Annotated in this window: 18 protein-coding genes, 1 riboswitch and 1 other annotated feature; of the genes, 3 read left to right on the forward strand and 15 right to left on the reverse strand. The window is 43.9% G+C overall.

The window, feature by feature from the left end; genetic code table 11:
- Positions 1-37: 37 nt before the first annotated feature.
- Positions 38-694, reverse strand: coding sequence for a hypothetical protein (locus KCTCHS21_RS17470; RefSeq protein WP_130611062.1), 657 nt, complete (start codon positions 692-694; stop codon positions 38-40).
- Between the two features lie 150 nt (positions 695-844).
- Positions 845-985, reverse strand: a riboswitch (cyclic di-AMP (ydaO/yuaA leader).
- 164 nt (positions 986-1,149) lie between these two features.
- On the opposite strand from KCTCHS21_RS17470, the gene KCTCHS21_RS17475 reads away from it, so the two are divergent.
- Together KCTCHS21_RS17475 and KCTCHS21_RS17480 are read left to right on the forward strand one after the other, a co-directional pair.
- On the forward strand, positions 1,150-2,313 hold the full coding sequence (locus KCTCHS21_RS17475) for an AI-2E family transporter (RefSeq protein ID WP_130611065.1): 1,164 nt from the start codon (positions 1,150-1,152) through the stop codon (positions 2,311-2,313).
- A gap of 167 nt (positions 2,314-2,480) precedes the next feature.
- Positions 2,481-2,888, forward strand: coding sequence for a FixH family protein (locus KCTCHS21_RS17480; protein WP_130611068.1), 408 nt, complete (start codon positions 2,481-2,483; stop codon positions 2,886-2,888).
- A gap of 20 nt (positions 2,889-2,908) precedes the next feature.
- On the opposite strand, the gene KCTCHS21_RS17485 is transcribed toward KCTCHS21_RS17480, so the two are convergent.
- From KCTCHS21_RS17485 to KCTCHS21_RS17525, 9 genes are all read right to left on the reverse strand, one after another.
- The gene (locus KCTCHS21_RS17485) at positions 2,909-3,592 is read right to left on the reverse strand and encodes a sulfite exporter TauE/SafE family protein (protein WP_232057867.1); all 684 of its coding nucleotides are present in this window, start codon (positions 3,590-3,592) and stop codon (positions 2,909-2,911) included.
- Between the two features lies 1 nt (position 3,593).
- Entirely contained in the window at positions 3,594-5,777 is a 2,184-nt protein-coding gene (locus KCTCHS21_RS17490) for a heavy metal translocating P-type ATPase (protein WP_232058250.1), read from the reverse strand.
- 196 nt (positions 5,778-5,973) lie between these two features.
- Positions 5,974-6,174 carry a twin-arginine translocase TatA/TatE family subunit gene (locus tag KCTCHS21_RS17495; RefSeq protein WP_130611074.1) on the reverse strand — a complete coding sequence of 67 codons (201 nt, stop codon included), beginning with the start codon at positions 6,172-6,174 and terminating at the stop codon, positions 5,974-5,976.
- Between the two features lie 32 nt (positions 6,175-6,206).
- Positions 6,207-6,971: a twin-arginine translocase subunit TatC gene (gene tatC / locus KCTCHS21_RS17500; protein ID WP_130611077.1), complete on the reverse strand. Its 765-nt coding sequence runs from the start codon at positions 6,969-6,971 to the stop codon at positions 6,207-6,209.
- Positions 6,968-8,689, reverse strand: a complete 1,722-nt coding sequence (locus KCTCHS21_RS17505; RefSeq protein WP_130611081.1) for a GMC family oxidoreductase — start codon at positions 8,687-8,689, stop codon at positions 6,968-6,970. Before KCTCHS21_RS17505 ends, tatC begins: the two co-directional genes overlap by 4 nt.
- Positions 8,690-8,701: 12 nt before the next feature.
- On the reverse strand, positions 8,702-9,475 hold the full coding sequence (locus KCTCHS21_RS17510) for a gluconate 2-dehydrogenase subunit 3 family protein (protein ID WP_130611084.1): 774 nt from the start codon (positions 9,473-9,475) through the stop codon (positions 8,702-8,704).
- 161 nt (positions 9,476-9,636) lie between these two features.
- A complete protein-coding gene (locus KCTCHS21_RS17515) occupies positions 9,637-10,272 on the reverse strand; it encodes a DedA family protein (protein ID WP_130611087.1) in 636 nt (211 codons plus the stop codon).
- Positions 10,273-10,755: 483 nt separating this feature from the next.
- On the reverse strand, positions 10,756-12,066 hold the full coding sequence (locus KCTCHS21_RS17520; protein ID WP_130611090.1) for an FtsW/RodA/SpoVE family cell cycle protein: 1,311 nt from the start codon (positions 12,064-12,066) through the stop codon (positions 10,756-10,758).
- On the reverse strand, positions 12,063-12,395 hold the full coding sequence (locus KCTCHS21_RS17525; protein ID WP_130611093.1) for a PadR family transcriptional regulator: 333 nt from the start codon (positions 12,393-12,395) through the stop codon (positions 12,063-12,065). Before KCTCHS21_RS17525 ends, KCTCHS21_RS17520 begins: the two co-directional genes overlap by 4 nt.
- 290 nt (positions 12,396-12,685) lie before the next feature.
- Here KCTCHS21_RS17525 and gdhA point away from each other — a divergent pair, with 290 nt between their 5' ends.
- Positions 12,686-14,059, forward strand: coding sequence for an NADP-specific glutamate dehydrogenase (gene gdhA, locus KCTCHS21_RS17530; protein ID WP_408621711.1), 1,374 nt, complete (start codon positions 12,686-12,688; stop codon positions 14,057-14,059).
- Between the two features lie 73 nt (positions 14,060-14,132).
- Here gdhA and KCTCHS21_RS17535 read toward each other — a convergent pair whose 3' ends face one another.
- The 5 genes from KCTCHS21_RS17535 to KCTCHS21_RS17555 form a co-directional block, all read right to left on the reverse strand.
- The gene (locus KCTCHS21_RS17535) at positions 14,133-15,203 is read right to left on the reverse strand and encodes an acyltransferase family protein (RefSeq protein WP_130611099.1); all 1,071 of its coding nucleotides are present in this window, start codon (positions 15,201-15,203) and stop codon (positions 14,133-14,135) included.
- Between the two features lie 21 nt (positions 15,204-15,224).
- Positions 15,225-15,794 carry a TetR/AcrR family transcriptional regulator gene (locus KCTCHS21_RS17540; RefSeq protein ID WP_130611102.1) on the reverse strand — a complete coding sequence of 190 codons (570 nt, stop codon included), beginning with the start codon at positions 15,792-15,794 and terminating at the stop codon, positions 15,225-15,227.
- 208 nt (positions 15,795-16,002) lie between these two features.
- Positions 16,003-16,527 (reverse strand): hypothetical protein, encoded by a 525-nt coding sequence (locus KCTCHS21_RS31180; RefSeq protein WP_162309346.1) that lies wholly within the window; start codon positions 16,525-16,527, stop codon positions 16,003-16,005.
- Between the two features lie 125 nt (positions 16,528-16,652).
- On the reverse strand, positions 16,653-17,375 hold the full coding sequence (locus tag KCTCHS21_RS17550) for a hypothetical protein (RefSeq protein WP_130611108.1): 723 nt from the start codon (positions 17,373-17,375) through the stop codon (positions 16,653-16,655).
- Positions 17,376-17,472: 97 nt separating this feature from the next.
- Positions 17,473-18,660 (reverse strand): aminotransferase class I/II-fold pyridoxal phosphate-dependent enzyme, encoded by a 1,188-nt coding sequence (locus KCTCHS21_RS17555; protein ID WP_269472715.1) that lies wholly within the window; start codon positions 18,658-18,660, stop codon positions 17,473-17,475.
- 39 nt (positions 18,661-18,699) lie between these two features.
- Positions 18,700-18,940 (reverse strand) — a binding site (T-box leader).
- Positions 18,941-19,077: the final 137 nt, after the last annotated feature.

A 19,077-nucleotide genomic window follows, 5' to 3' on the forward strand; every position in this document is an offset into this window, starting at 1 on the left:
ATGCCCATTCACCAACCCAAGCCGCGCAACCAACCACTTACCCATTACGCCCGACAACAAATTGATAACCTACCCACTCGTGCTTACGGTATGGAAGAAGCTGCACTTCCAAATCAGCATAGGAACGCTCCAAGTTGTCTTTGATCATTTTATCGACGATTACTAGGCCGTTCGACATGCTTGCATACTCCATAGCACTCTTAATTCCCTCACCGTAGTAAAGGCTTTGAACAGGAGATTCTAATCCCGTCTGAATACCCTGCACGGACCCCAAGCTAATGCCAACAGCGCAGCGATACTGCGAATCTATTCCTTCACGTTCAAAAGACGGAAGAATAACATTATTAATAGCATTGATGATCTGCACTCCACAAATGCAGCTATGAAGACTCGAATCCGGCTTCGATAAGGGGAAGATTGCTGTATACGCATGATGGTTGCCCTCAATAAGTAAGCCGCCCCACCCTATAACAATTTGAGAAATAACGGAAATAAATCGGTATACTGCTGTTTGCGTATGGGCAAAATCATAATCTTGCGACTCTCTATTCGTATTTTGAATAATTAGGTGCAAGACAGCATATCTCTCCTCATTAGGATCTAACGCGGGGTTCGATACGTTCTGTTGAACGATTAACTGTGACTGCTCCATCAGACTATTGTAATTACTTTTTACTGAAAGGGCTTGATCCATAACACTCACCTCCATTAATTTCTTGTCGGGTGACAAATACAAAAAAGAACCTCAAGCTAAGGAACGCAAATACGTTCCAGCAGTTAGGGTTCAAAAATAACAAAAAGAACCCCGTTACAGGGTCCGAAGGTTTCTCCAAATGAAGTTAGAAACAGACCCATCTACTGCTGACGAGGTTAGCTGACGGACTTGGGTAAGATGGTACCCTACATTCTTAACGAATGATTCGCCCCACTAGACTGGTTCCCCCGCTTTTCGAAACGTAATTCGAAAATTAAGCGTATTATAATTTTAGGCTTAATAAATTGGAATGTCAACGTCTCTTAATAAGTCTCTTTACAGCTTGATTTGAATACACATGTGCGGAAACGTTATGATCAGTACATAGTGACAACCAACGGCCTTATTTTCACGAATAATTCTCCACATTTTTACCAGAATTAGGAGGAAGAGATATGCAACAGTCTCGTAAATGGTCAGATCGATTCAAATGGATGGTTCTAAATCAGAAGCTCATCCTGTTTCTCGTTATTGTTCTCTTACTTACGCTTAACATCTTTGTCATTAACAAAATTTCTTACGTGTTCCACCCGTTTATTGTCATCTTAGAAACTGTATTTCTGCCTTTCCTGCTCACTGGAGTCGCCTTCTATTTGTTAAATCCTATTGTTGATTTCTTTGAACGAAAGAGATTTCCACGAGTGTATTCCATTGTCATATTGTATCTGATCATTATCGGGATTATTACATTAGTCGTTATGATTGTGTTTCCGTTACTTCGCGATCAGATTTTTAGCTTAATTGAAAACTTTCCGGCCTATAGCCGAGTTGCACAGGAAAAATCCGAGGAGCTTATCGGCAGTGAGTTTTTCAGTCAGCTTCAGCACACGATCGGTTTCGATTCCACAAAGCTAGCCGATGATTTCTCATCTCGAGCATCAAGTTTACTTAGTAACACTTGGTCAGGACTAGGAAGCTTGCTCGGTAGAATAACTGAAACGGTTCTTGCAGTCGTTACCGTACCTTTCATCTTGTTCTATCTGCTCAAGGATCGTAGGAAATTAACTCCTTTCGTTCTTGGGTTTGTACCTACACCCCTGCGTAAACGTTCATTCCGGGTCTTGCTTGAAATGAACCATCAAATCAGCTCCTATATACGTGGGCAAATTATCGTAAGCTTCTGTATAGGGTTTCTACTGTACATCGGTTACCTCATAATCGGGTTGGATTATTCCCTCGTACTGGCCGTAATCGCAGCTTGCACGAGTATTGTTCCTTACTTAGGACCTGCAATTGCTATTACTCCAGCATTGATCGTAGCTATGGTTACCTCGCCTGTCATGCTTCTGAAAATGATTGTGATTTGGACAATCGTCCAGCTTATAGAGGGGAAATTTATTTCTCCTCAAATCATGGGAAGATCCATGCATATTCATCCTGTGACGATAATCTTTGTTATTCTTACTGCTGGCAACCTATTTGGTATTCTCGGGATTATACTAGCCGTACCTGGATATGCCATTCTGAAGGTAATAGGTACTCATTTATTTAAATGGTTTAAGGAAAAAACACAATTGTACGAACCAGCACTGGAACAGGATGAAAATTCGCAAGCATAAACAGTTTTCTCATGTCTTTGGATTAGCGAAAGAATGCTTTTGTCGGAGGTTATTTGAAAATAAAGAAGCAGGTCAATCCTCCTATAATGGCGGGCTGACCTGCTTCTTTTCTTTCCTTTGCCCTCATACACTTGAGAGCAGCATACGCAGAGGAAGGAAGGGTGAGAATGAAAAAGATTGTCTACTCCCTTGTCATTTTGTGCGCATTTCTTGGAGCCTGGATGTATCTTCCTTCATCTACAAATCAAGCCGCATTAAACACAAAGTTTAGTGACGAAAATATACGAATGGAGATCGTCTCCAACCAACAAGTGGCTAAGGTCATGCATGAAAATTCCTTCTCACTCACCCTCACCGACCTCGCAGGGAAGCCACTTGACCAACCCGATATGAAGGTTAGCTTGGAGATGCCTAGTATGTTCTGCGGTGTAATCCCCACGACTTTGAATGAGGTTGAGCCGGGTAAGTACAATATCATAGGAATTCCTGTGATGTCAGGCAAGTGGGAGGCTACAGTTACTCTCGTTACACCAACCGAAACTTTACATGTAAAGCATCCTTTTATATCAAAATAAATCTCGGCTACAGTTCTACCTCACCAAATCCACGGATGAATGCTCGGCACCCAGCCATTCGCCGCTAAGCCCTTCATAATAGACAGAAAGCCCATCAGATAAGCTAACGACGCTCCAGCATTTCGCATGCCCTTTCGCCATTTCTTACGAATGCTTCCAGCAAACAAAGCAACAAGCAGCAATATCGGCATAGTTGAAATTCCGAACACCAGCATGATCACCCAACCATCAAACCAAGATCCGGATGCTGCGGCGTTCATCTGCATCGCATAGGTCAAACCACAGGGAAGAAAACCAAGCATAATCCCTGTCAGAAATACACCCGTTAATTCGTATTTTTGCCGAAGGACGGATATTCGTGCGTTCATTTTACGACTACCCGGTATAAAATGATGAGGAATCGGCAACGTATAACGCCAATAGGTCCATATTAAAATAAAAGCTCCTCCTACAAAGCTTGCAATACTTTGAACGCCTACAAAATCTCCTGCAACGTTGATGAAAGATCCCACCAGCCCCATGAAAAGGCCCGTAAGCGAGTAAGTTGTGATTCGGCCTGCATTATAGGCAAGAACGGAACGAATAGGCTCTCCCTTGGCGTTCATGGCGAATGAGGATGAAATACCTCCACACATAATCAAACAATGAGGCGCTCCCATAATTCCAGACAGAGCAACAAGCGCAAGGGCGTTAGCGGAAATCAATTTAAGATCCACTCCTTATCGGATTCCGTTGGAGCCTTAATGCATTAGTTACCACGATGACAGAGCTTGCTGCCATACCTAAACACGCGATTCTTGGATCTAAATAACCCATCGCTGCAAAAGGTACTGCTACGGAATTATAGACCAATGCGAAGGTTAAATTTTGTTTAATATTACGCATCGTTCGCTTGCTAAGCTCTATCGCGTCTAATACCCCTGTTATTTGACTGCGCGATAAAACAATATCTCCGGTTTGCATAGCAATATTAGCTCCGCCCCCCATCGCTATTCCCACATCCGCAGCGGCTAACGCAGCAGCATCATTAATTCCATCGCCTACAAAAGCAACTATGTGCCCTTCCTGCCTTAATTCACTAACCATCAACGCCTTATTTTCTGGAGAGCATTGTGAGTGAACCACTTCAATACCTACTTGCTCCGCTACAACACGAGCAGGCTCCAGTTGATCCCCGGTAACCATCCAAACTTTGGCATATTCTCTTAATTGTCGAACAGTTGCTGAGGCATCATCCCTTAGCTGGTCAGAAAAGATGAAGCCACCTGCCGCCTGTCGTTCTAAAGATAGATAAAGCACATTTCCCGTATTTTCCACTGCGGTGTTTATAGGCAAACTCCCCTTTAGGAGAATACCCTCAGACTGAATCCACGCTGAATGCCCGACATGAACCAGCTTCCCTTCTACTATCCCCTTCATTCCACCGCCTGGTATTTCCAAAAGGCCTGACGCCTCAGGTATAAGTAATCGCTGCTGCTGGGCTGCCTCCGTAATCGCGTGAGCTAGAGGGTGGGATGAATACTTCTCAACGGCAGCCGCCATGCGAAGGAGATAGGAGCTTGGATGCCTTGGCGATTGAATCGTTTTTAGTCGAGGTTTCCCTTCGGTCAATGTTCCAGTTTTATCGAACAATATTCGATTGACCCGGTGAAGGGTTTCGAGTGAGTTTCCGTGCTTGAAAAGGATCCCTTTTTTCGCAGATAAGGCGGTTGCCACAAGGATTGACACAGGAGTAGCCAAACCGAGCGCGCATGGGCATGCAATTAGCATCACGGTTAAAGCGTAACGAATGGCTAATTCAGATGAGTCATCAGCCGAAGAAAAGTACCATGCAGCATACGTAATAAGTGCACATGCAATCATGAAAGGAACGAACATCGCGGCCACTCTGTCAACTTTTCGCGCTATCGCTGGTTTGTTAGTTTGTGCCTCCTCTACCATGGCGATCATGCGTGACAGACGCGATTCATGTGTTTCACAGGTCGCTTTAATATGCAAGATTCCGTTCAAGCATCGGGTTCCACTATAAGCATATTCGTTAGTGGATTTCAGGATAGGCAAGCCCTCACCCGTCAACAATGACTCATCAACTTCGGCGCAGCCAGATTCGATGATTCCATCAGCAGAAATCCACTCTCCAGCTTGAATAACAACAATATCGCCAACTCTCAGCTTATCTGCTGGAATCCATTCTTCAGCCTTCCTATGCATCACTCTAATTAATCGAATGCGATGATCGTGAAGCTCGCTTAAATCCTTTAAAGCCTTACCCTTGGCGATGGATTCTAGAAGCTTGCCGAGCAGAATAACCGTTATAATCATGGCAATGGTATCAAAATAAAGATGGATATGCTGGTTGGATGAGTCAGAGCGGAACATTAAATAATGGCTATAGAAATAAGCTACAGTCGTACTAAGAACGACGAGAACATCCATGTTGGCTGTTCGCTGTTTCAAAGCTTGGAAGGCACCATAGTAAAAAGGATAGCCAACGTAAAATAGCAACACCGAAGCCAGCCCCCACTGTAAGTAAAAGGACTGTAACAAAGCGGGTACCCATACGAATGAAAACCCTGGTAAGTGAGCCAGCATAGCCCATAACAGAGGAATCGAGAGTAACAGCGCAAGTAAGAACCTGTTCCGATAGGAACGAATTTCAGCCTCGTTAGCCTTCTTCGGATTTGTCAGCCCCTCTTCTACCCCATAGCCTAATTGATCAATTCTTTTAAATACAGTTGCTGGGGTAAGCTTGGTAGGATCGTATTGGATAACGGATTGAGCAGTAGCTAAATTCACAGAAACCTGCTCAACCCCTTCTAATCGTTGCAGCCCTTTCTCGATGCGGGAAGAACAAGCGGCACAAGTCATCCCGGTTATGTATACGCGCATTGTTTTCAATATATTGGCCCCATTCCTGCACGAAGTCGTATGGAACACATGTCCCATATACTTTATGAAGGTTGAGCTAGGATAAGAATAGTCGGTTTCCAATCATTCAAAACAGTCAAAAAGCCAAGCAAAATTCGCTTGGCTTCTTTGAATGCAATATCCGCCTCACTAACCCCAACCATACCACTACGGCCAGCTAGCTTTTTCCTTTTTCCAGCTCAACGATAGTCACTTTTTCATCCAGATCTTCGTCAACGATGCCTTTGGTGGAATTGCGGAATTCTCTTAATGTGTCACCGAAAGCACGGCCTAGCTGTGGCAGCTTCGCTGGTCCGAAGACAATTAATGCGATGGCCAGAATAATAATGAGCCCAGATACCCCAATATTGTTAAACATGACAGCACCTCCCTTCTTCTACTTTTTTTCCGTTAAGTTGGACGAACAGCAAGATAAGCCCGTCTACGATGGTATCGAGTGGAAATAAACGCGCTAATCTCAAATAAAATCAGCAGTGGTACAGTGACTGACAGATGGGATACGAAATCCGGCGGTGAAATGAGTGTGCCGAGAATCGCCAAGCCAACATAGGCGTATTTGCGGATAAATTTTAGCTTTTCCGGAGTCAACAGACCGAGACGCGTAAGAAACATCATCACTAGCGGCATTTCAAAAGCAACTCCCATTGGCAGTAAGAAGCTAATCAGAAACGACACATAATGCTGAATACCGTATACCTCCATCGCTCCGATGCCCTGATTGAGCTTGATCATAAACCGAATCATCATCGGTAAAGCAACCGTGTAGCCGAAGCTGACTCCGAATAGGAAAAGCACAAACGAAAGCGGCACATATAACAATGTGTTCTTGGCTTCTGAATCGGTCATGCCGGGTCGAGCGAATGCCCACAAGTGATAGAGCAATACCGGAAGCGTCAATACGACTCCCACCATAAGGGCACATTTCATGTATACAAGGAGCCCGTCCGATAAAGCGAAGACGCTCCACTGCACTTGCACTGAACCCAAGTGATCCTTAACAAAAGCCAAGATTTTCGGTGAGAGATAGAGCCCGAAGCTTAGAGCAACAAGAAAGTATGCAGCGACATAAATAAGACGCTTGCGGAGCTCAGACAGGTGTATCACGACATCTCTTTCGAATGTCTCAGCTCCTTGGCCTTTACCGCTGCCGCTCAAACAAGCGACCCGCCTTTTTGCAAATACTTAATTACACCCTCAGCTGTCCGGTAGGATAGTGCCCCAACCGTTGCTGTCGGATTATAACCGCTATTGTGGGCGAAGTTTGAGGCGCCGCATATAAACACATTTTCCGCATCCCACATTTGCAAATAGTTGTTCACGACAGAGGTTTTAGGATCACTGCCCATGATCGTACCGCCCGTATTATGCGTGGATTGATAGGGTACGATGTTATACTGCCTAATCACGTTATGCATTTCTGTCTTCGTAGCTCCCATGCCGTCTGCGATATCCTTCGTTTTCTGGGCGATAAACTTCACAAGCTCCTTATCCTGATCTTCGAAATCGAAGGTCATCCGAATAAGGGGTAAGCCTAACGCATCCTTATACTCTGGATCCAGATCGAGATAGTGATGACGATACGGCATACTAGCCCCTTGTCCAGAAACCGCAAGCACACGGTTCGCATTATGTATGGTCGCTTGCTTGAAGCCTTTTCCCCATTTAGGTGTGTCCGCAGGCAGCGCCTGGTATTGTATGGGCCTTAGTCCAGTCTGGGTAAATCGGATATTCGCCCCATGTATAAAGTTTAATGAGCTGTGGTCAAAGTTGTCGCCGTTAAAGTCATCGAAGCTACTACCAAGAGCACCCGCACCCATCGCCAAATTAAACTCCCTGTCCTCATAGAAAGCAGCAGTACTAGCCCCATTGACCTGATAGGCATAGTTGCGGCCAACTGACCCGGTATCCGTCTTCGGGTCATAAGGCTTCCCAAGCTTAGACAGAAGCAACAACCGTACATTCGTGAAAACATACCCAGACAAAATGACGACATCCGCAGTCTGAATGAACTCCTCCCCTGTCGGAGTATTCACATACTTAACTCCAGATGCTTTCTTGCCATCATGGATAATACCCGTGACATTCGCATGGGTACGCAATTCAAATTTCCCGGATTTCTGGGCAACGGGCATAACCGTCACCACTGGATCTGCTTTCGCCCCATACTCGCATCCGAAACGCTCGCAATAGCCGCAATACTGGCAGGCTGCACGTTCAATTCCGTCTGGATTCGTATAGTCTTGAGTCAGATTGGCAGATGGAATAACGTAAGGGTGGTAACCAAGCTTAGTAGCCGATTCTTCGAACAGCTTCATGCCTGGCGTTTTTTTCATAGGTGGAGTCGCGTAGGGCACCGACATTTTACCGATATTGTCTGGAAGCTGTTTATCTCCGGAAATACCAGACATTTGCTCATATTTGACGAAATACGGCTCAAGCTGGTCATACGTAATTCCCCAATCCCTTATGGCCATTCCCTCGGGTATTTTGCTTTTACCATAACGTTCAACTGTTTTACTATAGATTTCAAAATCATAGGGCAGAAATCTGTAGTACTGTCCATTCCAGTGAACACCGGCCCCTCCTAACCCATCTCCTAGTAGGAATGAACCGTAGGAGCGCATCGGCAGAGCCCGGATTTTTTCCGTATTGCGGAAGGTAACCGTCTCCTTAGATAGATCCTGCATCAATTCATATCGAGCGGCATACCGTAATTCATCATGGACATGGTAGTAATCCTGAGTGCCACGGCTCTTACCTCGCTCAAGTCCAACAACAGTATGGCCCGCTTTGGTCAGCTCAGCTGCTAGGATGCCGCCTACCCAGCCCATTCCTACAATTACGACATCTACCTTCGGTAATGTTGTAGCCATCCTCATTCCTCCTTAGCCAAGCTCAAGATGATCGTGCAAGCTGAGCGGCTCCATTTTAATAAACTCATCCTTCTCAATAACATCTAGGAAGCTCATCTGGTTGCCAGGGTAATTACGCATTCTCCATCCGTCCATATTGCGATTGCCCCCGTAGAGTGGGTCAGAATAGACACCTTCAAGCGTCAGGTTCTGGAGCATAACGAAAAATGTAGAGGCCGGCACACCCTTCAGCTTCACTTCGTCACTCTCGAAGGCAGTCAGCACCAAGTCCTGTTCCTCAGGTGTTAAGTCAACAAAAGCCTTCTTGTTCTTATCTGCGCTGTATTCGTCCAGTGCTTCAAGACCAAGCGTTAGAAGCTCTCTTCGCTTAAAGCTAAGCTGATAGCCTTGCGACGTCTCGGCCTTATAGAAGGGTGGCATCATATAATCGCGCCCATTAATGCCATAGGCACTGGCCATCTGATGATCAATAAAGAACGCAACACCTAACTGCTTGGCGCCCGGGCCCAGATCATCCTTAGGAAAAATCCGCTCGGTAGCTGCTTCTGTAATTAGGAAATGGTCCTGCGAGAAGAACATTAAAGCTTGGTTATAGTCTTTTTCTGGCTTAGCGATAGGCGTCTCCGGCTTTGTCGGTTGTTCCTCTGTCAGCGTCTTTTTCTTGCTAGAGCCGATTATTCCGCCAATGACTCCACCAACGACAACGCCGCCAATCGCTGTTCCCGAATACTTGAGAAACCTTCTTCGCGATTCATCCTGGGGCTTCTGTGAATCTTCTTTGGCCATATTAGAATCTCCCTCTCTTCCTCAACTCGGAAAGGATATACGCGAAGTGTTTCCCTAAATATGGTTTTCCATCCAAGAAAAACGACACAAGAAAAGGACAGCCTGAGAGAGGGTTCTCCCGCTGGCTGTCCTTTTGCTTAATTAAAGTCTTTTTCTGTTATTTATTTTTCAGAGCTAGATATTTTTTCTCGGGGCATTCTTTTGGCTAAAAAGATTGTTGTGTATTTTTTGATTAAATAGACGAGCAATACCACCACTACAATACACAATACGAATCTCATCGAATATTTAGAAATCATATTTATTAATTTTTCAAACTGATCGCTGAAGACGCGGCCAATCATCACATAAGTCAGCACCCACAATAAGGCTCCTAAATGATTAAAAAATAAAAATGAACGTAAACGGATGCCTGACATCCCTGCGAAATAGCCTGTAAAATGACGAAATCCCGGGATGAAATAGCTGATCAATAACAGCTTGCTTCCGTACTTTTCAAACCACATCATTAGCTTTTCTAGTCGTTTAGCATTTAATAAAATGTACTTTCCGTATTTCGTAAAGAAGGGCATTCCCAGCTTCTTTCCCAAATAATAAGTAATCGTCGTACCTACCGTAGCACCAAGAAACGCACAAGCAATAACGATTATTAGATTAAAATGACCAATGGCTGCCCAGTGCCCTGAAAAAGCCATCGCGAGCTCCCCAGGAAAAGGGAGTGCTAGTGATTCCGTAAACAAACCGAGAAACAACACCAAATACCCATATTGCTCAAAAATATGATTAATCCATTCCATTCTAATGCTCCTTGATGCTGAGTATTTGCTCACTGATTTGGTGACAACGAAATCTCCTTTGAGTCTTTTCCATTGTAACCGAAGATGGGGTTCAATCCCAATTGATCCTCGTCGGGGAAACTGTCGAGCTTATGTCTAGTTTTTACTAGACTTAAGTCTAGGTTGCCGTGAATCTCACAAGCATACTAGGTAGTCTATCTCCAGCATTTAATTGTGGTCGGCGGGAAACAGCACTATCCAACATACGGCTAACGAACTCAGCAACTCTTATATGCGCAAAATATAATAGTTTTATTTTGTAACGAACTCCGGACACGTTAAATCGAGCAAATCAGCTCCATTCCTCCTGCAAACCACACTATAGCTCCACTGGAGTTTAGACCAAATAAGAAGCCATTTTATCGGTAATAAACACGATACAGTTCGTTAAAAAGACCGGCACCCACTCACAGGTATCCGGTCTTTTGCTGCTTACTCATTTTGTTATATAGGCTTTGTCGACCAGCCAGTTGGAATCATATCACGTCGGCGATAGATGCCAAGCAGTATACCGATTAATGCATAAGGGAACACAACACTTGTACCACCGTAGCTTAAGAAAGGCAATGTTAATCCAACAAAAGGAGCGTATCCGAATATCATCATGACCGACCAAATGAATTGGATAGCGAACAGAGTACCAATCGCTGCTGAAAGGCGTTTGCCGTAGTCCTCTTTTAAACCAGAGGTTGTTACCATGGCCTTCCAAATAAAGCTAAATATGATGATGAGAACAGCTATCCCAGCTATCCATCCAAAGCAATATATGAAATAGGGAAACATACCTTCGTTATAGATGAACGGAAGAGTCCTATTCGTTGCCCCTAGCCCTTGCCCCCACCAGCCTCCTGCTTGCATTGCATCCCTTGCACGGAGCAGCATATATCCAGCACCATGCGGATCGTTCCACGGCCACAGAAAACCCATCATCCTCTCTTTAGCTCTAGCGGCAAATATACCTATGAGCACCAAGCTTCCAGTCCCTAAGATCGTAAGCTGCAGCAGGCTCCGTCTAATCATCCACATCTGAATGATGAATATGGCTAAATAAACGGCACCGAAGATTAAAGTATTCATTTTCGCAAGTAATATGAGGGGTAAAAGACCTCTGTAGATATGCTGAAAGAGACTGACTTGCCATGACCAGGTCCTCGAAGGTTTAATTCCTGCCATTCCAATCATCAATAGCAGTATAGCCACCGTAGGAATGTGAAGCGTTAGTGGCCCCATGGGGATCCAAGCAGAGGTTCCGTTCATCGTATTACTTTCACTTGGACCAAACATGAGAAACCCGATCCCGAGGGCAAACAATATTTCCGAATACTTCTTTATTTTCCGATAATCCAAAGCCCATAGCAGCCCCATAACAACGAACCCGATAACTGTGAGAGCTATTTTTTGTTCAAAAAGGTTAGCAGCATTCATGGGATTCGATTCTGACGAATTTATGCTATACATAGCAAGGATGCCACCAGCAGACAGGAGAACAATTAACAAGAGCATAACCCAATCGGTGCGTGGACGATGTGCCTTATTTAAGCCTTTACCAATCCGCTTCGGCTCCCCCATATTGGCAATCGCGAGCTCCAGCGCTTCTTTCTCTGGGACGCCATTAGCAATATGATTGTCCACCTGCTCTTCTAAATGTGCTGTAAGCTCCTCTTTAATTTCCATATGAAGCTCTCTGGCTCTAATCTGTCGGCAAACGGTGTCAAGAAACCGATGAACGAGGGCTTGCTCCTTCACACTTTTCATGAGCCACCCTCCCCAATGACACGATCAACGGCTGTACGAAACAAGCTCCATTCCCGTTTTCTTTCCTGTAGCTTGGATTTGCCAGCATTCGTTATCCGATAATATTTGCGCTTGCGACCTTCATGTATTTGCCAGTAGGATTGCACCCACTCTTCAGCTTCAAGTGTATGTAGAATCGGATATAAAGTCCCTTCCTTAAGAACAAATACACCGCCAGATTGGTGCTCCATATCTTTAATCATTTCATAGCCGTACCGATCCTGTCGCTCCAGCATCGTTAAGATAAGCACAACTGTACTTCCCTTTAAGAGCTCCTTGCTTATCTTCATATCGATTTCCCTTTCTTTTCCTACTTTTACCCTTATAAAGAACTTCGATACATAGATTATCTATGTATAAATGTAATTGAATTATTTTTACTTAGCAACCACAATCTTCATGCCTGAACTAGAAAATAACCCTTTCTGGACAACATTCGTTCACTTTTTTGAAATATAGTAGTCCTCTATGAAAATATTTTTATTTACTAAAGGATAGTGTATAATCTACAATCATTAAGTAGAAAAATACATGCTTTAATACAAAAAATACAATATATCTGAAGGAGTGTTATTAGATAGTGACAACGATAACGACTGAACAATTAACAACTGCACAGCAATACGTACAATCCGTCTATGAAGCTGTAATTAAACGCAATCCTCACGAGAGCGAGTTTCACCAAGCCGTTAAAGAAATCCTCGACTCCCTCACACCTGTATTTGCTAAGCATCCTAAATACATGAAGAATGGAATTCTTGAGCGCATTGTAGAGCCTGAACGTGTTGTTTCATTCCGAGTGCCTTGGGTTGATGACAATGGCAAAACTCAAGTAAACCGTGGTTTCCGCGTACAATTCAACAGCGCAATTGGTCCTTACAAAGGCGGTCTTCGCTTCCACCCTTCCGTTAACGCAAGTATCATTAAATTCCTCGGCTTTGAACAAATTTTCAAAAACTCTTTGACTGGTCAACCTATTGGCGGCGGTAAAGGTGGATCCGATTTCGATCCTAAGGGCAAGTCCGACAATGAAGTTATGAAATTTACACAAAGCTTCATGACCGAGCTGTACAAATATATTGGACCAGACACAGATGTTCCTGCTGGAGACATTGGTGTAGGCGGAAGAGAAATCGGTTATATGTTTGGTCAATACAAACGTATTAGAGGCGGCCATGAAGGTGGCGTTCTTACGGGTAAAGGCATCATCTACGGAGGAAGTCTTACTCGGACTGAAGCAACTGGATACGGCTGCGTATACTTTGTAAACGAAATGCTTGAATCCAAAGGCTTAAGCTTCCAAGACAGCACTGTTGTTATCTCCGGATCGGGTAACGTATCCATCTATGCTATCGATAAAGCGAACCAGCTTGGTGCTAAAGTCGTTGCTTGTAGCGACTCCAATGGATACATCTATGATCCAAAGGGTATCAATCTGCAAACGGTAAAACGTCTCAAAGAAGTTGAACGCAAACGTATTAGCGAATATGTTGATGAGCATCCTCATGCTGTATACACTGAAGGCTGCGAAGGCATTTGGTCTATCCCATGTGATATCGCTCTTCCGTGCGCTACACAGAACGAAATTGACGAAGAAGCTGCTAAAACACTAGTTGCTAACGGAGTTAAAGCAATCGGTGAAGGAGCTAACATGCCTTCTACTTTGGAAGCTATCGAAGTATTCCTTGGCAACAACGTTCTCTTCGGACCAGCAAAAGCAGCAAACGCTGGTGGAGTTGCAGTATCCGCATTAGAAATGTCACAAAACAGCATGAGACTTTCTTGGACTTTCGAAGAGGTTGATGCTAAATTGCATGGCATTATGAAAAATATTTATCAAAACAGCGTAAGAGCTGCTGAAGTATACGGACATTCCGGCAACTTGGTAGTTGGTGCTAATATTGCAGGCTTTATCCGCGTAGCTGACGCTATGTTAGCTCAAGGCGTAGTATAAAATAGTAGTTGATTACAAAAGGGATGCCTCATTAGATCTTTATGATCTAGTGGGGCATCCCTCTTGTTTCTTATTATTTGATCTTAATACGGCGATTTTTGTAAGTATATGCTAGTAAATCGCTGGCAATAGTAATGCCTACAAATAGTAAGAAATAATAGCTTACATTCAATGTGTTATGCCCAGTAAACATAACTATCCAGCCAATAAGAATCCATTGTATGAAGTAAATCTCAGTAAGATTATTACTCCATCTTTTAATCGTGTTAGATACAGTCTTCGGAATTACTGACGTTAGAAAGAATAGTAAGCTAATCCAACTGACCACAAACGCCGTAAACTCGATATTGCCTATTAAGTTATGGTGATAATAGCGGGTCTGATCTGATAAACCAAGATCATATTTAAAAATAAAAACGATAATGATTGTAGCTATGATGAATAGCGTTATGGATGCTAAAAAAAGATAAAAATAAAATTTTCTTTTGTCGGAGCATCTCATTAAATACCAGCCAAAAAGGTAACCCGCAGCCGGATAAACGATCCAGGATAGAAAAGGGAAAAATGATATTTCACTTGATCCCCATATCAATCCAGTAAAGGCAGAAAAGATGAAATGATTAGTTTCTATCGTTAGAGCAAATAAGTTGATTACTCCAAAAGCTGCAGTTAACAAAATTATTGTAATCTTCTTTAATTTCAAAACCCTAACTAATGCAAAGAACAGGAAAGCTAACCCTGCAAATTGTAGGATATCTACGGCTATGAGCTCATCTAGCGCTTTTTCATAAAAAGAGTACTGTCCATTTTTCCAGTACAAAATGAGGTTGGGCAGTGTTCCTCGGATAAAATTCAACAAATAACCGCCTAAAAGCAGAATCAGTCCTCTATTTAATAAATTTCTTGCTGTGCTTTTCTTAGAATAGATGATGCCAATTCCTAATAAGAACATGAAGACCGGAGCTGCCGGCGGACCACCTAGAAACTCTACAAGCCAACCTATGTTCGATTCCATAACAGAAGCCGTAGAGAAAGCTTCCAGCACGTGTACAGCTATCATAAAGAGGACTGCTAGCCCTTTAGCAATATCTAGCTCAGGCTGCCTCCCTTTATTCAAGAGCTTGTCATCATACCATTTAACCACTGTTACTTCCCCCGATTTTTTTCACTTGTGAGTAGCAAATCCATAGAGTAATGTCTTTACTAATATTTGTGCTGCATCATTTTTAGCCATATTTCCAGCATGAACACTCTGCCAAGTCGTAAACAGAAGAGAATAGATGACATTGATGACCCATTCACTATTCATATCTGACCGGAGCTTCCCTTTGCTTTGCCAAGCTATGATTGCACCCAAGATTGGCGCTTGTATCTTTGTTTCGGCAGCTGTCACCTCCGGATGACCATACAGAGAGGCATCGGTCCATAAGAAATACATTTTATTACCTAGAGGGATTAAAGCTTCTAAGATAGCTGTTAGTGATTTCTCCACTTCAACTTCATCAACTTCAAGTCCCTCCAACGCTTCCTCAACTAAATGAATAGCTCTAAATGCAAGCTCAAGCATCATAGTATCCCTGCTATCGAAGTATCTGTGTAAGGTTGCGATTCCAATATGTGCAGCATCCGCTATCTCCTGCATCGTTGCGGTTGGTTTCAGTGCCAACAGCTCCGTTGCTGCATCAAGAATAGCAAGACGTTTAGTATCCTTATGTGAATTTAATCTTGCTTTCATTTTATCCCTCCGGATTAGGTAATGAATTTAATTTCATTTATTTGATAGTTTTTTCTATCATTTAATATAATAATGTATCATGTGACTGTAAACGTCAAGGCTCATCCATGGCCAGAATTAGTCAGTGATGCCTCTTAACTACTTTCAAATCTGCGCCGCTGGCTGGAATTAGTCTCAGAGAGAGCGACTATGGGAGGAGATGAGATAATTAAGGCTTGCCTATTGCTGCGGTTTGCGACTTTGGTGGGAACTTCGTCGCTTTCCCTTCGCTCATTGTAGCGTTTTGCGACTTTGGTGGGGATTCCGCGGCTTTTCCTTGGCTCATTGTAGCGTTTTGCGACTTTGGTGGGGATTCCGCGGCTTTTCCTTGGCTCATTGTAGCGTTTTGCGACTTTGGTGGGGATTCCGCGGCTTTTCCTTGGCTCATTGTAGCGTTTTGCGACTTTGATGGGGACTCCACGGCTTTCTCTTGGCTCATTGTAGCGATTTGCGACTTTGGTGGGGATTCCGCGGCTTTTCCTTCGCTCATTGTAGTGTTTTGCGACTTTGGTGGGGATTCCGCGGCTTTTCCTTCGCTCATTGTAGTGTTTTGCGACTTTGGTGGGGATTCTGAGGCTTTCCCTTGGCTCATTGTAGCGTTTTGCGACTTTGGTGGGGACTCCACGGCTTTCTCTTGGCTCATTGTAGCGTTTTGCGACTTTGGTGGGAACTCCGTGGCTTTCCCTTGGCTCATTGTAGTGTTTTGAGACTATGGCATACCTACATCCAAAATAACCCCAATCAGCTGCAGCTTTTGCAGGTTGATTGGGGTTTCGCTAATTTACCGCTTGTTCATACTGCAGACGGTGAGCGGGCTAGTTACACTTTTGTAATTTTGGAAGGATTGTTTACTTTGTAGATGATTTCTTTATTAAACTTCTTGTCTACAACTTTTCCTTCGAATGCTAAGGAATTGCCCTCTTCCAGTCCAAGTGCCTTGAGTGTGTTACTGTATCCGCACCAAGCATCGCCTAGCACAAGCGGAACCTCAGTCAATACAACAACATCCTCAAGTAAAATGACCTCATCATCGTTATCGGAGAATGGATTAGGCTTTGTAGCAAACTCTTTTACCTTGGCCGTAAATTTGACTTTTTCTAGTGGTAATTCGAGTTTTTCTTTTTTCTCTTTTTGTTTTTTCGGAGCTGATTTGGACGCAGCCTTTGCTTTAACGGGCGCATCTGGGTTCGCTTCTTCCAATTCCCCAGCCTGTGAACCAACAGCCTCTAACTCATCCTCAACCAGTTGGACTTTACCGAAGCTGCCGCTCTGCATTTCCTTCAAGTAGGAAGGATGTATGCACGTTAAATTCCCATCCTCAAATTCAACCACCAGGACACACAGATTTTTATATTCCTCGTACCCTTTAAGAGTTACTTGGCTCTGAGAAGTCGCATTTTTATACCAAAATTGCTGCTTAGGCGCTTTACCGAACAGCCCCCAGCTTCTTCCTTTTTCCGCGTAGTCATCCTCATCAGTAAAAGCAGTATAGTCACCCTGCGGTGGGTAATATTTAATCCCGTTAATAATAGTCGCCTCCATTCAAGCCACTCATCCTTCTCCATTTGTGATTTAGGTTGGCATACCTATAATCCCCTTACTCTTGTTAGTATAACGAATGATGCTGAATCTTTCTAGCTCAGAGTGTAACAGCGAGACGATTTAGAAACCCCTGAATCCGATCCAAAGCTTCATCCAATTGTACTTGCGAGGAGGCATAAGAGCAACGAATAAATCCTTCTCCACCTGAGCCAAAAGCATGTCCAGGAACCGTAACTACATTCGCTTCTTGTAGCAGGCTCTGGGCGAATTGCTCTGAGCTTATTCCAGTATGAGCAATCGAAGGAAAAGCATAGAAGGCTCCTAGTGGCTCATGACAAGGCAGCCCAATCTGCCTTAAGCCTTGAACAAAAGCGCGTCTGCGTTGGTTGTAGGATTTAATCATGTGGTCCTTCTCATCCATCCCTACCTGAAGCGAAGCAAGAGCAGCGACCTGACCAATAATGGGGGCACACATGACCGTATATTGATGGATTTTCAGCATGGCCGAGATGAGCTCTCTATGTCCACACACATAACCTACCCTCCAGCCCGTCATAGCAAAAGCTTTGGAAAACCCGCTCACTAAAAGCGTTCTTTCCTTCATTCCCGGCATCGCGGCAAAGCTTACATGTTTCTCACCTGAATAAGTAAGCTCAGCATAAATCTCATCTGATATAACTACAAGGTTATGCTCTTCTACAATTTTAGCAATCGGAAGCCAATCCTCATATGTCATAATGGCTCCCGTAGGATTGTTTGGATAGCAAAGAACAAGAATCTTAGAACGTGGCGTTAGCTTTGCCAATATCGCATCTGCCGTTAATTTGAACTGATCTTCCGCGAATGTGTGTACAGGAACAGGCTTCCCCCCGCCCAGAAAAGCTATAGGTGAATAGGAAATGTAACACGGCTCCGGAATCAGTATCTCATCACCATCTGTAATTAATGCACGTAGCGCAAGGTCGAGAGCTTCACTGCTGCCAACAGTCACCAGCACCTCGTTAGAGGGCTCATAAGTCACATTAAAGCTAGTAGACAAGTATTCCGCAATACCTTCTCTAAGCTCGAGCAAGCCTGAGTTAGGTGTGTAAGAGGTCCTGCCCTTATCCAAAGCGGCTATGCACGCATCTCTTACTACTTGTGGCGTGACAAAATCCGGTTCACCTACACCAAGCGAAATCACGCCTTTCATTCCCGATGTATAGTCGAAAAACTTACGTATGCCAGATGGTGGCATTTCACGTACTTGTGGCGATAAAAGCTCTCCCATAGAAAACGAACCCATTTTTCTTCCTCCCTTTTTAAACACAAAAAAACCCATCCCATAAGGGACGAGTTATATTTACCCGTGTTACCACCCTAGTTCCGCCCCAACTGGAGCGACACTCTGCAACGTATCCAACAATACGTGTTCCCGCTAACGCTGGAAATGCGGCAGAACCTACTCAAATTTCAGCCTGCTTCTCGGAGATGGCTTTCGGTTACCGCCTGAATGTTGGTTTTCACCTACCCCAACTCTCTGTGAATCAGCCAAATAACGTACTCTTTCTCTTCAACGAATTACATATTTTATTCTACCTGCTTGGGGCTATTATAATCATATCCCATAATGAAAGCAACACAAATCTTATAAATTCTGCAGCTTACTGCTAAGCGAAACCTGGTTTCCCGGCATTTAGTACGCTCTCAGCGGCTTGCAGCA

This window comes from Cohnella abietis (assembly GCF_004295585.1).
Classification (GTDB): Bacteria; Bacillota; Bacilli; order Paenibacillales; family Paenibacillaceae; genus Cohnella; species Cohnella abietis.

Coding starts and splice junctions, on each gene's coding strand:
- KCTCHS21_RS17470 (WP_130611062.1), bottom strand. CDS start 694: ATGGATCAAGCCCTTTCAGTAAAAAGTAATTACAATAGTCTGATGGAG.
- KCTCHS21_RS17475 (WP_130611065.1), top strand. CDS start 1,150: ATGCAACAGTCTCGTAAATGGTCAGATCGATTCAAATGGATGGTTCTA.
- KCTCHS21_RS17480 (WP_130611068.1), top strand. CDS start 2,481: ATGAAAAAGATTGTCTACTCCCTTGTCATTTTGTGCGCATTTCTTGGA.
- KCTCHS21_RS17490 (WP_232058250.1), bottom strand. CDS start 5,777: ATGCGCGTATACATAACCGGGATGACTTGTGCCGCTTGTTCTTCCCGC.
- KCTCHS21_RS17495 (WP_130611074.1), bottom strand. CDS start 6,174: ATGTTTAACAATATTGGGGTATCTGGGCTCATTATTATTCTGGCCATC.
- KCTCHS21_RS17505 (WP_130611081.1), bottom strand. CDS start 8,689: ATGGCTACAACATTACCGAAGGTAGATGTCGTAATTGTAGGAATGGGC.
- KCTCHS21_RS17510 (WP_130611084.1), bottom strand. CDS start 9,475: ATGGCCAAAGAAGATTCACAGAAGCCCCAGGATGAATCGCGAAGAAGG.
- KCTCHS21_RS17515 (WP_130611087.1), bottom strand. CDS start 10,272: ATGGAATGGATTAATCATATTTTTGAGCAATATGGGTATTTGGTGTTG.
- KCTCHS21_RS17520 (WP_130611090.1), bottom strand. CDS start 12,066: ATGAAAAGTGTGAAGGAGCAAGCCCTCGTTCATCGGTTTCTTGACACC.
- KCTCHS21_RS17525 (WP_130611093.1), bottom strand. CDS start 12,395: ATGAAGATAAGCAAGGAGCTCTTAAAGGGAAGTACAGTTGTGCTTATC.
- KCTCHS21_RS17540 (WP_130611102.1), bottom strand. CDS start 15,794: ATGAAAGCAAGATTAAATTCACATAAGGATACTAAACGTCTTGCTATT.
- KCTCHS21_RS31180 (WP_162309346.1), bottom strand. CDS start 16,527: ATGAGCCAAGGGAAAGCCACGGAGTTCCCACCAAAGTCGCAAAACGCT.
- KCTCHS21_RS17550 (WP_130611108.1), bottom strand. CDS start 17,375: ATGGAGGCGACTATTATTAACGGGATTAAATATTACCCACCGCAGGGT.
- KCTCHS21_RS17555 (WP_269472715.1), bottom strand. CDS start 18,660: ATGGGTTCGTTTTCTATGGGAGAGCTTTTATCGCCACAAGTACGTGAA.